The organism is Methylocella tundrae (genome assembly GCF_901905185.1).
GTDB lineage: Bacteria > Pseudomonadota > Alphaproteobacteria > Rhizobiales > Beijerinckiaceae > Methylocapsa > Methylocapsa tundrae.
Window position 1 is genome coordinate 121,876 of record NZ_CABFMQ020000120.1, and the last position, 13,140, is coordinate 135,015.

At 61.8% G+C, this 13,140-nt stretch carries 14 protein-coding genes; 5 read left to right on the plus strand and 9 right to left on the minus strand.

Annotated elements, in window-relative coordinates:
• Nucleotides 1-15 precede the first annotated feature (15 nt).
• The 5 genes from hemN to MPC4_RS17805 form a co-directional block, all read right to left on the minus strand.
• Nucleotides 16-1,365 carry an oxygen-independent coproporphyrinogen III oxidase gene (gene hemN, locus MPC4_RS17785; protein WP_174513702.1) on the minus strand — a complete coding sequence of 450 codons (1,350 nt, stop codon included), beginning with the start codon at nt 1,363-1,365 and terminating at the stop codon, nt 16-18.
• Nucleotides 1,366-1,582: 217 nt separating this feature from the next.
• Nucleotides 1,583-1,972, minus strand: a complete 390-nt coding sequence (locus MPC4_RS17790) for a type II toxin-antitoxin system VapC family toxin (protein WP_174513703.1) — start codon at nt 1,970-1,972, stop codon at nt 1,583-1,585.
• Between the two features lie 20 nt (nt 1,973-1,992).
• A complete protein-coding gene (locus MPC4_RS17795) occupies nt 1,993-2,250 on the minus strand; it encodes a type II toxin-antitoxin system Phd/YefM family antitoxin (RefSeq protein ID WP_174513763.1) in 258 nt (85 codons plus the stop codon).
• A 93-nt stretch (nt 2,251-2,343) separates the two neighbouring features.
• On the minus strand, nt 2,344-3,963 hold the full coding sequence (locus MPC4_RS17800; RefSeq protein ID WP_174513704.1) for a SagB/ThcOx family dehydrogenase: 1,620 nt from the start codon (nt 3,961-3,963) through the stop codon (nt 2,344-2,346).
• A 53-nt stretch (nt 3,964-4,016) separates the two neighbouring features.
• Nucleotides 4,017-4,631 carry a glutathione S-transferase family protein gene (locus MPC4_RS17805; protein ID WP_174513705.1) on the minus strand — a complete coding sequence of 205 codons (615 nt, stop codon included), beginning with the start codon at nt 4,629-4,631 and terminating at the stop codon, nt 4,017-4,019.
• Nucleotides 4,632-4,880: 249 nt separating this feature from the next.
• Between MPC4_RS17805 and MPC4_RS17810 the strand changes: the two genes are divergently transcribed.
• On the plus strand, nt 4,881-5,282 hold the full coding sequence (locus tag MPC4_RS17810) for a group III truncated hemoglobin (RefSeq protein ID WP_174513706.1): 402 nt from the start codon (nt 4,881-4,883) through the stop codon (nt 5,280-5,282).
• Between the two features lie 184 nt (nt 5,283-5,466).
• Here the strand turns inward: MPC4_RS17810 and MPC4_RS17815 are convergent, their stop codons facing one another.
• Nucleotides 5,467-6,336: a xanthine dehydrogenase gene (locus MPC4_RS17815; protein WP_174513707.1), complete on the minus strand. Its 870-nt coding sequence runs from the start codon at nt 6,334-6,336 to the stop codon at nt 5,467-5,469.
• A gap of 212 nt (nt 6,337-6,548) precedes the next feature.
• Nucleotides 6,549-7,190: a glutathione S-transferase family protein gene (locus MPC4_RS17820; protein WP_134492946.1), complete on the minus strand. Its 642-nt coding sequence runs from the start codon at nt 7,188-7,190 to the stop codon at nt 6,549-6,551.
• Between the two features lie 308 nt (nt 7,191-7,498).
• Between MPC4_RS17820 and MPC4_RS17825 the strand changes: the two genes are divergently transcribed.
• The 3 genes from MPC4_RS17825 to MPC4_RS17835 all read left to right on the plus strand — a co-directional run bounded on the left by MPC4_RS17825 (nt 7,499) and on the right by MPC4_RS17835 (nt 9,997).
• Nucleotides 7,499-8,053: a DUF4142 domain-containing protein gene (locus tag MPC4_RS17825; protein WP_210253686.1), complete on the plus strand. Its 555-nt coding sequence runs from the start codon at nt 7,499-7,501 to the stop codon at nt 8,051-8,053.
• A gap of 251 nt (nt 8,054-8,304) precedes the next feature.
• Complete coding sequence (locus MPC4_RS17830) at nt 8,305-9,054, plus strand: electron transfer flavoprotein subunit beta/FixA family protein (RefSeq protein ID WP_174513709.1); 750 nt, start codon at nt 8,305-8,307, stop codon at nt 9,052-9,054.
• Nucleotide 9,055: 1 nt separating this feature from the next.
• Nucleotides 9,056-9,997, plus strand: a complete 942-nt coding sequence (locus MPC4_RS17835; protein WP_174513710.1) for an electron transfer flavoprotein subunit alpha/FixB family protein — start codon at nt 9,056-9,058, stop codon at nt 9,995-9,997.
• Nucleotides 9,998-10,491: 494 nt separating this feature from the next.
• Here MPC4_RS17835 and MPC4_RS17840 read toward each other — a convergent pair whose 3' ends face one another.
• Nucleotides 10,492-11,244 (minus strand): hypothetical protein, encoded by a 753-nt coding sequence (locus MPC4_RS17840; protein WP_174513711.1) that lies wholly within the window; start codon nt 11,242-11,244, stop codon nt 10,492-10,494.
• A gap of 2 nt (nt 11,245-11,246) precedes the next feature.
• Nucleotides 11,247-11,684, minus strand: a complete 438-nt coding sequence (locus MPC4_RS17845) for an ArsC/Spx/MgsR family protein (protein ID WP_174513712.1) — start codon at nt 11,682-11,684, stop codon at nt 11,247-11,249.
• Between the two features lie 348 nt (nt 11,685-12,032).
• On the opposite strand from MPC4_RS17845, the gene MPC4_RS17850 reads away from it, so the two are divergent.
• Nucleotides 12,033-13,109: an NAD(P)H-dependent flavin oxidoreductase gene (locus tag MPC4_RS17850; RefSeq protein ID WP_174513713.1), complete on the plus strand. Its 1,077-nt coding sequence runs from the start codon at nt 12,033-12,035 to the stop codon at nt 13,107-13,109.
• Nucleotides 13,110-13,140 lie beyond the last annotated feature (31 nt).

The window sequence follows — 13,140 nt, forward strand, 5'->3', positions numbered from 1 at the left end:
CCGGGCGCCGGCGCGCTAGACCGCGACGGAATGACGAACAGGGGCGGCGCGAAGATAAGCGTCGAAAACCGAGGCGACGATGCGCGCGAAATGCATCGAATCCGGGGCGAGCGCCAAGCGGTCCTTCTCCTGGGAGATCACGCCATCGCCTTGCAGTTCAGCGAGCATCGTCTTCTCGACAGTCCACCACTCCTCTTCGAACCCAAAGGCGCGTCCGGCCGCTGAGAGATCAATTGCGCCATCGCACATGATGCGTTCGATCACATGAGCGCGAAGCGCGTCCTCCGCGCTCATCGCATGGCCGCGCGCGACGGACAGCCGCCCCGCGGAAACGGCGCGTGACCAGGCCCCCGTCTCGGCGGCGTTCTGGACGTAGCCCTTCGGCGTTCGGCCGATGGAAGTGGCGCCGACGCCGATCAGCGTTTGGGCGGCGTCGCTCGTATAGCCCTGGAAATTGCGCCGCAGCTCTCCGGCGCGGGCGGCGATCGCAAGCGGATCGCCGGCAAGCGCAAAATGGTCGATGCCGATCCGCGCGTAGCCGCCGGAAACGAGCGCGGCCGCGGCGGCCTCCGCCTGAGCGGCGCGCTCCGTGCTCTGGGGCAGGGCGTCCTCGGGAATCATGCGCTGATTTTTGGCCATCCACGGAACGTGAGCGTAACCGAAGAGGGCGACACGGTCCGGCCGCATCGCGACGCACTGCTCGACAGTCTGGCGAAGCGCCATTACGGTTTGATGCGGCAATCCGTAAATCAAATCGAAATTGATGCGCCTGACGCCAGCCGCGCGCAGGCCTTCCGTTGCCCGCGCGACCATTTCAGGCGGTTGTATCCGGTTGATCGCCGCCTGCACTTTAGGGTCGAATTCCTGCACGCCAAAGCTCGCGCGGTTGAAGCCAAGGGCGCCGATCCGCTCGATCATCGCATCGGTCAGCGTTCGCGGATCGCTCTCGATCGCCAGTTCGGCGCCGGGCTGCAACTGAAAGCGCTCTGCGATGCGCCCCATAATCGCGGCGAGATCGCCGGGATCGAGGGCGGTCGGCGTGCCGCCGCCGAAGTGAACATGAGCGACCCGCATCCTCGCCGGCAAGGCGCCCGCGACAAGATCAATCTCCGCGATCAAACATTCGACATAGGAGGAAACCGGGGCGTAGCGAGCCGACAGCTTCATATTGCAGCCGCAATACCAGCACATCCGCTGGCAGAACGGCACGTGCAGATAAAGCGAAATGGGCTCATTCGGGTCGAGCCGGCCGAGCCACTTGCGATAGAGCGCTTCGGAGAACTCCGCTTTGAAATGGGGCGCGGTCGGATAGCTCGTATAGCGCGGCACGCTGCGCTTCGCGTATTTGTCGAAGACAGATGACATCGAAGCGTCTCTCAAATCGCGCAATCAACCCTGATCAGGGCCGCGATTTCTTGGCCCCGTTCAGCTCGATTACGCCGTTCGCGCGGCGTTGGCGTAATCGATCCGCTTTGCTGGATTGCATATGGCGCGTCCTGGCAAATTGACCAGGATCAAAGGGGACGAAAAGCCGCAAGCCCACGTAAATTCCCGGTTGAATGGAACTCGCGTCCGCGCGGCGTCACGCTGAAAGGACGCTTTCGAGGTCGGTTTGCGAGAAATCATTTCCGACAAACAATAAAGCGCAGGCATTTTCCCTGGCTGCTTCATAAGCGAAGCAATCGCCGAAGTTCAGCCCCGCCGGATGCGCGCCCTTTCCCCAACGCGCATAGGCCTCGGCTATCCGCCGCGCCGAAGCAGGGGTTACGGTGACGATCTCGAAGCCGAGGCCATCTATGAGCCTTGTCATTTCTTCGCCGACGTTACGGCGTCCTGCGACGATCAGGGCTTCCGCCAGCGTTCCCGCCGAAATCAGAACCTTCGGCTCGGTTTCGAGCGCCCTGATGCAGGCGTCGGACTGAGCCTCGTTGAGAACGATCGCCATGAGCGCCGATGTGTCAATTGCGATCATGGACGGTCAGACGCGCGCGATCATTCGGGCAGACCGTCGTCGCCGTAGAGGAAGTCCTGACTGCGCGCCGCGCTCGCTCCAGAACTCGCCTTGGCGGCCCCGCTGGCGCGGATCGCTTCGAGAAGCTTCCTGCGCTCCTTTGCCTCGGGGACTGTCTTGACCGGCACAAGGCGGACGGCGGCCTGCCCGTGGCGCGTTAAGATGACTTCGTCGCCCGCTTCGGCGCGGCGGACAAGATCGGTCAATTGCCCTTTGGCGTCGGTTACGGAAATCTGCATCACAGCAACAAATGGACCAATCATTGGTCCATGTCAACATCTGCCGCGCGAGGACGACCGCATAAGCGCGCCGCTGATTTTCTGAGAAAGGACTTATAAGTCCCCGCGTCTTTCGTCGGAATAGGCGGGAAGCGTCAGAATGCGCGGATCTTCGATCGGCGCCCCGACGGTAAAATGATAGAGGTCCTGAAACTGCGTTTCTGCGACGGGCAGGCCGAGCAGGGCGTGAACCTCGTCATCGAAGAAACAACCGATGCCGGTTCCAGAGAGCCCGGCAGCCGTCGCCCACAGATAAAGCGATTGACCAATAAGCCCGGCTTCCCAGTGAAGGCGCCGGTAGCCAAAAGCGCCGTCTTCACGAAGAGTATGGTCGAAATCGGCGACCATGGCGAGGCTGAAACAGCCTTTGCCCGAAATCGGCTGCAGGCAGGCAAGGCGCGTTGCTTCCTTTTCGACGGCGCCGCCGCGCAGGCGATACAATGGCGATCCGTCGAGATCGACGGGCGCCCAGTCGAACGCGGGCGAAGCCGCTCGCAGTCGCGAGGCGGCCTGCCGATTGCGCTCCAGCGCATATAATCCGGGCTCGACGCCGTCGACACGATGCACGAAGAGAAGCAAGGTCAAGGCGGCGGCCCAGGGAAAAGCGGCAAGCAGCGGCTTGGCGCCCGGCGCCAAGGCGGCCAGCATCGCGCTAAAGGAGGCGCGCGGCAAAACCGCTTCCCCGTCGAAGCGTTGCGCGCTTCGGCGCCGGCGAACGACATCGGCCACCTCGATCTTGCCAAAATCCGGCGCCGGCGTTGCGCTCTGATGCGATGGAGCCGGGTCTTGCGCGCTCATGCGCGGCTTGCGGCAAAACTGCGCCGCGAGATCGACCAGCGGCCATCCGTCATGATCTTCACTCAGCCGATTGGCGGTCCCGCGCCAAATGCGCGCCGCATCAACCAATGGGCGCATATCGATAGGATGGATGGGCGCATCATCCGTCGCGACCCAAAGCAGAAGGTCCGGATGCTCCGGCTCGCGGCGATGCGCCGCATCCGCCCGCGTGAGGCCGAGGAGCGCTGCAACATCTTCGTCGGAAGGCTCCGGCAAGAGGCGGGCGCTCCAGCCGAGCGCCGCGGCGGCTTGCGCAACGGAGCCAATCGCATGTCCCGCGTCGAGCTGACAATAGCGGAAGGCGCGCTCGCCATATTTCCATGCCTCCCGCCACGGGATCGAGCTGAGCGCAAGGGCGAAGCCGCGCGCCGGCAGCACGCGGGCGCCGGCATAGATTGCCCGTTCCTCCAGCTCATGGCCGAGCGGCGCATAGTGATAGAGCGCGGCTTTATCGCCGACGCCGGCCATACTGTCGATGACGAGATAGGCCTCGGTTGGATGCAGATTGCCGCTTGAGGGATTGTTGCGCAGCGCCCAGGTTGATCCTTCATAGTTCTTCCATGCGCTGAGCCCGAAGGCGAGCTCCAGAAACAGGCCAAGAGCGTCGTGATCGAGCGGCGCCGGCTCGGCGGCGGAGCCCGGAAACAGCGCGGTCTCTTTTGCGCTGGGCAGCGGCAACGACACACGCCGGCAACCTTCGAACAAACGATAGGGCGATGGCTGCGACGTCCAGTCGAGAAACGACGGCCCAAGGGCATAGCGGTTCGGCGCATGTTTGGTGCGCTGATGGTAGCCGCGAATGTCCGCCGGCATTCTATCGTCGGTGTGAGAATTCATTCAGATCCTCGCCGCGTCAAACCAGTTGCCCTCGCTCGCCCGCGCGTCTTGTCTCAGCGATAACCTTCTTCCGCCAGAACCTGCCGGACTGCGGGCCGCGTCAACATGCGCCGATAGTGGGCGAGGCAATTGGACGGCAGCTCCATCTTCGTCTTGTCCGCCCAGAACTCGACGTAGAACAGAGCGGCGTCGGCGATGGAGAATGCGCCGGCGACGTAATCCTTGCCGGCCAGTTCGTCGTTCACCACCTCGAAGGCCTTGGCGACGATCTCGCGTCCTTCTCCCTTCACCGCCTCCGCCGTATTTTTTTTCGAGGCGTATCGCTCAGGCGTAAAGACGCGGCGAAAACCCTCGCCGTGGATGTGTTGCGTGTAAAACCGCAAGCTCGCCATCGCGTCTTCCGCCGCTCGCGGATCGTTCGGCAACAACTGCCGGCGTGGATAGGCCTCGGCAAGCCATGTCGCAATAGCGACAAAATCCGTCAGAACCACGCCATCGTCGCGGACCAATGTCGGAATTGTGCCATTGGGATTGATCGCGAGATATTCGGGCTTCAGATGGTCGCCTTTCACAAGATTGACGATGTAAGCCTCGAAAGCCAGACCGGTCTCCTCGAGCAGAATATGGATGCCTGTCGAGCAAGACCCCGGCGTCATGTAGAACTTCATTCAATCCGTGCCTTGTTGAGCGGGCCTGCATTGCAATGCGGACAAATCGCCTGTTGTCGAGGCAATTCCGGCGCCAGGGATTTGCGGGACCTGAGCATAACCAGAGCCGCATGGCTCAAATGCGGCGCAGAACCTCTCTCGATTTATCCATGTCGGCCTCTGCGTCAATGGAGGAGATGACGGGCTTTCGCGCATTGTCTATGTAGGTGTGCGAAAGAGGCTGCGTGACAACATCCAAGGAACGACGTCATGACGGAAACGCCAAATCCCGAGGTCGAAGAGTCAATCAACAATTTGGTGCGCGAATTCTACCGCGAGGCGCGCCAGGATTCGCTGCTCGGGCCCATCTTCAACAGCGCTATCGAGGATTGGGACGTTCACCTGCGGATCGTCGCCGACTTTTGGTCGAAGGCGCTCTTGAAAACGGAGCGCTATACCGGATCGCCGTTTCCGCTCCATATGAAAATGCCCGTCGAACTCGAGCACTTCGAACGATGGCTCGCGCTTTTCGAAGAAACGGCGAAGGCGACATTGCCAGCCGAATATGGAGCGAAGGCGATTGCGAAAGTGCGCCACATGGCGGAGAGCTTCAAGGCTGGCATCTTCATTTTCGTCGACAAAAACGGCAGGCCGGCGCGCCATCCGGGGTGAAAACGCCCGCAGCAAAGATCCTTGGCGTTCACTACAATCGAACAAACCGGCCGCGGCTGTTATCGCCGCGCGCATGATGGCGAATTGGCTTCTCCCGTGCGATTGGCCGTTTCCGGCATAGCCGGTCAAGACCCGCGCGCCCTCGAAACGAAGGGCGCGCGACCTCATGCGTCGGGCGCTATCCTTACCCTCGCGACAGCTGGGCGGCGTCGAGCAGCTTCTGGCGCGCAGCGCCAATGCGGATGGCTTTCGCTGTAGCCTCGGCGATCGCGCGGCCCCTCTGGTCGGACCCCGTCCAGCTCGCTGCGCGGCCGCGAGGATCTATCTCAAGCAGTTTGACGCCGTGAGGCACAACGGTCGCGTCCCGGGCGACGCCCCGCAAAAACCCGTCCATCGGAGCGCAAACGGGAGCGCCGTCATGATTTCCAATGACCAAGCCTTTGAAGACACGCATGCCGATGTCGACGGGCGTCCGCCATAGGCCGTGACGGTCCGAATAAGCGAAACGGTCTTTGCCGACGCCGCCGAGGTCTCGCGCTCTGCCGTCCGCCACGGCGGTACGTCCGGTCTCGATCAATTTTCCCGTTGTGGTTGGATGCGTCTCAATAGCGACATCACAGTTGACGCCCACCTCGAAATGCGGTCCGAAACCGATCGTCAGCCGGGAAATGCCGCGAAGATCGGGAGTGACGCGGTATTTCTGCATCCGGGCGTCGATCAATACATCCGGCGTGCGCAGCGCGATGAGGTCGGTCAACTCGAACGGGGTGACGACGACATGTCCGGGTTTCGCCAGAGCGCCGACGATCTCCATCACCGTCTCCGCCCGCTCCCCGGTGATTCCATCGACCTGCGCGCGATCCTCAAAGAGGGCGTCATGGAACGCCATCCCCCGGCGAATTACGGGCGGGTATGGATCATGGCTCAAAATGACGAGGTAACCGTCCCACGTCAGCCGCACAGCCGTCGCCGATGCGATTTCATTCGTTCCCAAAATAATGGCGAGCGATTGCGCCTCGGTGGCGAACAAGGATGCAAACTGCGCCTCTCGCATGGTCGAACCTCCTCTTCGGGCATCCACCCTCAGCAAACTTCGAGCCACGGCGAGGCGGTCGTAAAGACGCCATAAATTCGGTGAGTTACACCGATCTGGCGATGTTTTCTTCGAGAAGATTCTGCCGTTGAATCATAATTTGTCGCAAAGACGACGATGACGCCATCCTATATTGTTAGAAATACAGCACTGAAGGCGAGGAAGGCGCTTTATCAAGCGGCGTCGCGAAGCTCCCACGTCGGCGCCATTTCATCGAGGACCCGACGAATGGCGGGATGGCCGCCACTGCTTTCGACGTAGCGGCCGAGCGGCGGGTAAGCCTCGAGAAGCGCCGGCTTGCCATAGGCGGCGGCGACCTTCGGAAGCATGAAGAGAGCGGGCGCGAGTTCGCAGTCGGCCAGCGTCAACTGCGAGCCAGCGGCAAAACGTTCAGCGCCCACATAGCTTTGCAGCGACGATAGTCCGCGTATGAGGCGCGTCAGCCATAAGGCCGCGCTTTGATCGCGCTTCGCCGGGTCGGCGTGTCGCCAGAGTTCGACGAGCGGCGTCATGATCTGCAGCTCGCCGATGCGTTGCAGCAACCGGACCCGCGCCTTCGCTTCCGGTTCTCCCGGCCGAAGGGACGGCTCCGGGAACTTATCTTCCAAATATTCCATGATCGCCGCCGATTCCGGCAGCGGCGTTCCGCTTTCGAGAATGAGGCACGGTATTGTCCCGAACGAATTGATGGCGTGAAACTTTGCCGACAGTAAACCGCCCGGTGGCGGTTCGATGTCGATTTTCAACCCTTTCGCGTAGATCGCGGTCCGCACCGGAGCGGAGAAAGGGGAGCTGTCTTCCGAATAGAGTATCATTGACGCCTCTCAGAGGATTGCGCCCCATCGCGCTTATCAACCGGATCGGCTGGAGTCGAGCAAAACCGGAGCGGGCGCCGTTCACGTAAGCTGGCGCGCGCATCGAGGCTAAGACGACGCAGATGCAGAGGCGGCGCCGCGCCGCCGCCTTTTGACGATCGGCCCGGCGCCGCGGGGGCGAGAAAGCTCTTTTCGAATTCGTGAAGGAACCCGCTGCCGCTCAAGCCGTTCTGCAAAGGAGAAGCTCCAGTCACGGTAACGATATGAGCGCAAAAGGTGCGCGTACACGCCTCATTGCGGCAAGCGCGTTGATCGCGGCGGCTGTCGCGCCTCTGAAGGCTCAGACGGCGACTGCGCCTGATGCGCCGCCTATCGCCGCCGGGCGAAACCTGCCCTCGAGCCTCGAGCAGTCAGCAGCGTTCATCGGGGATGCATTCCCGAGCATCCATTTTCTCGATCAAGCGAGTCGTATGGCGATCGCTCATTCGAAAAATGACAAAATCCGCGATTTCGCTGAACACGTCGCCCAAGACGAAACGTCTGTCGGCAATTCCTTGATGCATTGGGTCCGTACGGGCGGAGCCGGGGCGGCCGACGAAACATCGCCAAGCAATCGTCTGGCGATTGGGATCAAGCCTCCGCGCATGTTGGCCTCACAAGCGAATTTCCTGCAACATCTGTCGGGTTTGCAGGGCCACGACTTTGATGTGATGTATGTTTCAATTGAGAAAGATGCTTTGCAGAATCTTGCGTCCGTCTACGAACTATATGTCCGCAACGGCCTCGACCCGGGGTTGCAGGCGATCGCGACGCGCGAATTGCCCGAGGTAAAGCACCTGATTTCCGTGCTTGCCAGTCTTTAGCGCGCCCTCGCGCCGCGGCGCCGACGAACCCTCGCCGCTTTTTTCAAAGACAGAAGGAAGGTTTCGTCGAAAAACTTCCTCGCCAACGCTCCGGAGAGATCGCGCGTCATGCGCGTCTTGATCTTCGAATTGATGATCAACGGCAAAACAAGCTATAGCCTGTTAGACGCGAAAGAGGGTATCGGAGACCTCTGGCCGCGGCGTCGCCCCCTCTGGGAGGGTGACGAGAAAGACGAGGAAGGACTCAAAGGATGAAAGCCATTGTGGCTGTGAAGCGCGTGGTGGACTATAATGTCAGAGTCCGCGTAAAAGCCGACAATTCCGGCGTCGAGACGAACAACGTCAAATTCTCCGCCAATCCGTTCGACGAAATCGCCGTCGAAGAGGCTGTGCGTCTGAAGGAGGCTGGCGTCGTCTCCGAAATTGTCGCCGTCTCGATCGGCCCGGTTCAGGCGCAGGAGGTCCTGCGGTCAGCGCTCGCCATCGGCGCCGACCGCGCCATTCTGGTGCAGACCGACGATGAAGTTCAGCCGCTCGCCGTCGCGAAGATCTTGAAAGCGCTCGTCGAGCGCGAAGCGCCGCAGCTGGTGATCCTTGGCAAGCAGGCTATCGACGACGATTCCAACCAGACGGGTCAATCCCTCGCGGCGTTGCTCGGCTGGCCGCAGGGCACGTTCGCCTCGAAGCTCGTCCTGAAGGAGGGCCGCGCCGAAGTGACCCGCGAGATTGATGGCGGCCTTGAGACCGTATCGCTGGCGCTGCCGGCGGTGGTGACCACCGATCTACGCCTCAACGAGCCGCGCTATGCGAGCCTTCCCAACATCATGAAGGCCAGGAAGAAACCGCTCGACATCATTCCCGCGGCTGACCTTGGACTCGACATTGCGCCGCGCCTGATTATCCTGCGCGTCGACGCGCCGCCGAAACGCAACGCCGGCGTCAAAGTGCCCGATGTTGCAACCCTCGTCGACAAATTGAAAAACGAAGCGAAGGTGATTTGACATGACCGCCCTGGTTCTGGCCGAGCATGACGGCCATGTCCTGAAACCGGCGACCCTGAACGCCGTCACCGCCGCCGCCCGCCTTGGCGGTCCAGTTCATTTGCTTGTGGTCGGCCATGGCGCCGGCGCTGTCGCCGAAGCTGGAGCGGCGGTCGCAGGCGTCGAAAAAGTGCTGCTTGCCGACGATCCGCTCTATGCCCATCTCCTCGCCGAGACCGTCGCGCCGCTAGTGACAGAGCTTGCAGAGAACTATGATGCGGTCCTAGCTGCGGCGACGACCTTCGGCAAGAACGTGCTGCCCCGCGTCGCAGCCTCGCTCGACGTGCAGCAGATCTCGGAGATCACGGCGGTCATCTCGCCCGACACTTTCGTGCGGCCGATCTATGCCGGCAATGCGCTCGCCACCGTGCAATCGAAGGATGCGCGGAAAGTCATCACGGTGCGAACCACAGGGTTTGAGCCTGCCGCCGCATCCGGCGGGACGGCGGAAATTGTTCCGGTCGCGGCGGCGCCGGCCGCGGCGGATGCGTTCTTCGTGCGGCAGGAGCTTGCCGCATCCGAGCGGCCCGAGCTGACCGCCGCCCGCATCGTCATTTCCGGCGGGCGCGGCATGCAGAACGCGGAAAACTTCGCAACCTATATCGAACCGATAGCCGACAAGCTTGGCGCTGCTATGGGCGCGTCGCGCGCAGCGGTCGACGCCGGCTACGCCCCCAATGACTGGCAGGTCGGCCAGACCGGAAAGATCGTCGCGCCGCAGCTTTATATTGCGGTTGGCATATCGGGAGCCATCCAGCATCTCGCGGGGATGGGAGACTCGAAAGTCATCGTCGCCATCAACAAGGACGAGGACGCTCCGATTTTCCAGATCGCGGACTACGGCCTCGTGGCCGATCTGTTCCAGGCCCTGCCTGAACTCGACGCCGCTCTAAAATCCCCCTGAGCCGCCACTTGGGAACGGGAATATTTTTTTGACTCCGCTCGCCCATTTACATGATGATCAACCTTTACAACATTGGCCGAACGGCCACGCCCTTGCGATTGTCGAGATGGCGGCCGTCTTGTGGACCACTCAAGATAATCCCCGAGGACGCTTCGACAAACTATCCGGGAGCATGACGCCGAAAAGCTGCAGACTTTCCTGACCCATATCATGCCTTAAAAACAACAGCTTAAGGAACATAATGCAATTCCGCCTCTAAGGCGTCATGGGCGGCGGCGGCCGCCGGACCCGAGAGTTTCCCCAGTGATGGGACGCATCGCTCCGAGCTATCGACATTCCATAACTTATATTATGCGCATCATTGATGATGCGCTGTCTCAAGCGCCATCACACGGATGTGCTATAATCCCGGCTGCCCAGCGCGCGCAGCATCTGACGGCGTTCAACTGCATCTTGACATACATGAGCCGCCAACAAAGCTGCTCAATTACTGCTTAGGCCCGGCGCGCCAGGGATCGCAGAAATCCCTGATAGTCATCATTCAATTCCATGTCGACGGCGGGGGCTAGCTTGAGTAGCAAATTCGCGGTGAAAGCCTGGTCATTGCGGGCGTCTCCCAGCGCCTCGCGCAATACGGGAACATTGTCCTCGATATGCTGAAGGAAGGCGACGCCTTTGTCCAAGGTTTCTGTCCAGCGCTCGCGCGTCCATTTCGCCAGAGGATACATGATCTCATGCACGAAATTTGATGCGCGCGCCTTCTCGAAGAAGCGCAGACCCGTGCTCCAATTTTCCTTGGCGCGCAGCGGCGGCGGAGGAATGTCGCCAACGAGCAATTTCTTGCCGGATTGACCAACAAAATCGTCCAGCGTTTCTGGATTTCCAATATTCGCACGGAAATAGGACAAAGCGAATGATCCGGGGAATTCTTCTCCCATGCGCTCCGCCAGAGCGGCTTCGACTTTGTCCACAGCAGCCTTGTCCCCTTTCAGCGCCGCCGTCATGCAGAATGCGAAAATCGCGTCATTTCCGACATTCTGCACCCCGGTAGTCTTCAACTGCTCCGCCGAAAGCCTTGGCGTTATCCCGTCGGCGGGGGCCTCGGCCTGCCCTGCCCGTTGGGCCGTGATAAATGCGGTAATTTCCAGCCACCCCATCAGATGCGTGATGAAGGCGTCTGGATCCACATGCACGATCGCAAGATTGAGCGGCTCCTTGCGCTTTTTCAGTTCGGCCATATCCGTCATAACTAATCCCCGATGTATCCATGTTGTCTGTTTTGATGTGGCCCGGCAAGCCGCGCGCATCGATCGTCCACCGCCTCGCCGCCCGCCGGACTGAGGCCGATCCATTCCGCCACAAGCGCCATATCGAACCCAGCCTCGCAGCGATCGCCGACTTGCATCAACGGGCGGCGGATCAGCAGCTTGTCTTGCAGCATCAAGGCGAGCGCGGCAGGCTCATCCAGCGTCTCCGGCCGCAATTCACCTGACTTGACGCGTGGCGAGGCGCTGTTGAACCAGTCGCGCACGGGCCGGGCGCCGAAGAAAGCGCGTAGCCGCTCGGAGGTCCAGGGCTCTGCGAGCAGGTTGCGCGCGACCACCGCGTGGCCCGAAGCGGCCAGCAGCTTCTTTTGCCGCGCATTGCCACCGCAGCCAGGCTTTTCCCAGAACAGGATTGTCGCCATTCGGACAAATCTCCAAAGTCTGCCCGCTGGCACGCAAGAAACAGGCCGCGGCAGAACCTCCAGATCGACCGCATAAATCGGGAGGAGCCACGCGGGGAGCGACCGCCCCCCGGCATTCTTGAGCGGCGGGGGGGTTGGACCAGACCATCGGCATCGCCTGCGGCGCGGGTCAGCTCGGAATTTCGAGCCACGGCCCGCCCGCATTCTTGCAACACGCCTTTGAAGTCCGGCCGGCGTCATGCAACGTTGCGCACGCGGCGCTATCTGACGGGACGGCGTGCTTTTTTCTGGCAATTCACGAGATGCCCCGCTATTGGCCACGCTTCATCGAGCGGCAGGAGACTTTCCATGGCCCTTGCTTACGACCGCCAGCTTCTTGATCGTCTTGGCGTCGAGCATCCGATCATCCAGGCGCCCATGGCCGGCATCTCGACGCCGGCTCTCGCGGCGGCCGTATCCAACGCCGGCGGATTGGGATCAATTGGCGTCGGCGCCACCGACGCCAATGGCGCCCGCGACATGATTGCATCTCTCCGCGCGGCCACAAACGGAGGCTTCAACGTCAACGTCTTCTGCCACAGGCCCGCGGTCGCGAACGCCGCGATCGAGGAGGCCTGGCTCAAACGGCTGACGCCTGAATTCCAACGCTTTGGCGCCGCGCCGCCAGCGCGCCTTAGTGAAATCTATCGAAGCTTCGTCGATGACGACGCCATGCTCGCTCTATTTCTACAGGAAAAGCCCAAGGTCGTGAGCTTCCATTTCGGCCTGCCCTCGCCGCAACGCATCGCCGCACTCCGCGCGGCCGGAATCCTGCTCTTCGCCAGCGTGACAAATCTCACTGAGGCGCGCGCCGTCGCGCAGGCCGGAATCGACGCCGTGGTCGCGCAAGGCTATGAGGCTGGCGGCCACCGCGGCGTCTTCGATCCTGACGCGCCGGACGATCGTCTCGGGACCATGGCCCTGACGCGCCTTCTCGTGCGCAATCTCAACATTCCAGTCGTGGCGGCCGGCGGCGTCATGGACGGCGCGGGCGTCGCCGCGGTCTTGCATCTTGGAGCCAGCGCGGCCCAGCTCGGCACGGCCTTTATCGCCTGCCCGGAATCGCAGGCTGACGAATTCTACCGCCTGGCTTTGCGGAGCGAGGCGGCGCATCACACGGTGATGACGCAGGCAATCTCAGGACGTCCCGCGCGATGCCTCGCCAACCGCTTCACCGCTTTTGGCGAGCAAATCGACCGAGGAGCGGTCCCTGCCTATCCGATTGCCTATGACGCCGGGAAGGCTCTGAACGCCGCGGCGAAGGCGGCCGGCGAGCCGGGATATGGAGCGCAATGGGCGGGGCAAGGCGCACCGCTCGCGCGCGCCCTGCCCGCGGCGGCTTTGATGGCCGAACTCGTCTCCGAGTTGAACGAAGCGGCAGGGTAACGCCTGCCGCTCGGCCGCCGGCGGCGTTCGG

What these genes read in the sequence shown, in the direction of transcription:
- hemN (WP_174513702.1), bottom strand. Translation starts at nt 1,365, where the DNA reads ATGTCATCTGTCTTCGACAAATACGCGAAGCGCAGCGTGCCGCGCTAT.
- MPC4_RS17790 (WP_174513703.1), bottom strand. Translation starts at nt 1,972, where the DNA reads ATGATCGCAATTGACACATCGGCGCTCATGGCGATCGTTCTCAACGAG.
- MPC4_RS17795 (WP_174513763.1), bottom strand. Translation starts at nt 2,250, where the DNA reads ATGCAGATTTCCGTAACCGACGCCAAAGGGCAATTGACCGATCTTGTC.
- MPC4_RS17800 (WP_174513704.1), bottom strand. Translation starts at nt 3,963, where the DNA reads ATGAATTCTCACACCGACGATAGAATGCCGGCGGACATTCGCGGCTAC.
- MPC4_RS17805 (WP_174513705.1), bottom strand. Translation starts at nt 4,631, where the DNA reads ATGAAGTTCTACATGACGCCGGGGTCTTGCTCGACAGGCATCCATATT.
- MPC4_RS17810 (WP_174513706.1), top strand. Translation starts at nt 4,881, where the DNA reads ATGACGGAAACGCCAAATCCCGAGGTCGAAGAGTCAATCAACAATTTG.
- MPC4_RS17815 (WP_174513707.1), bottom strand. Translation starts at nt 6,336, where the DNA reads ATGCGAGAGGCGCAGTTTGCATCCTTGTTCGCCACCGAGGCGCAATCG.
- MPC4_RS17820 (WP_134492946.1), bottom strand. Translation starts at nt 7,190, where the DNA reads ATGATACTCTATTCGGAAGACAGCTCCCCTTTCTCCGCTCCGGTGCGG.
- MPC4_RS17830 (WP_174513709.1), top strand. Translation starts at nt 8,305, where the DNA reads ATGAAAGCCATTGTGGCTGTGAAGCGCGTGGTGGACTATAATGTCAGA.
- MPC4_RS17835 (WP_174513710.1), top strand. Translation starts at nt 9,056, where the DNA reads ATGACCGCCCTGGTTCTGGCCGAGCATGACGGCCATGTCCTGAAACCG.
- MPC4_RS17840 (WP_174513711.1), bottom strand. Translation starts at nt 11,244, where the DNA reads ATGACGGATATGGCCGAACTGAAAAAGCGCAAGGAGCCGCTCAATCTT.
- MPC4_RS17845 (WP_174513712.1), bottom strand. Translation starts at nt 11,684, where the DNA reads ATGGCGACAATCCTGTTCTGGGAAAAGCCTGGCTGCGGTGGCAATGCG.
- MPC4_RS17850 (WP_174513713.1), top strand. Translation starts at nt 12,033, where the DNA reads ATGGCCCTTGCTTACGACCGCCAGCTTCTTGATCGTCTTGGCGTCGAG.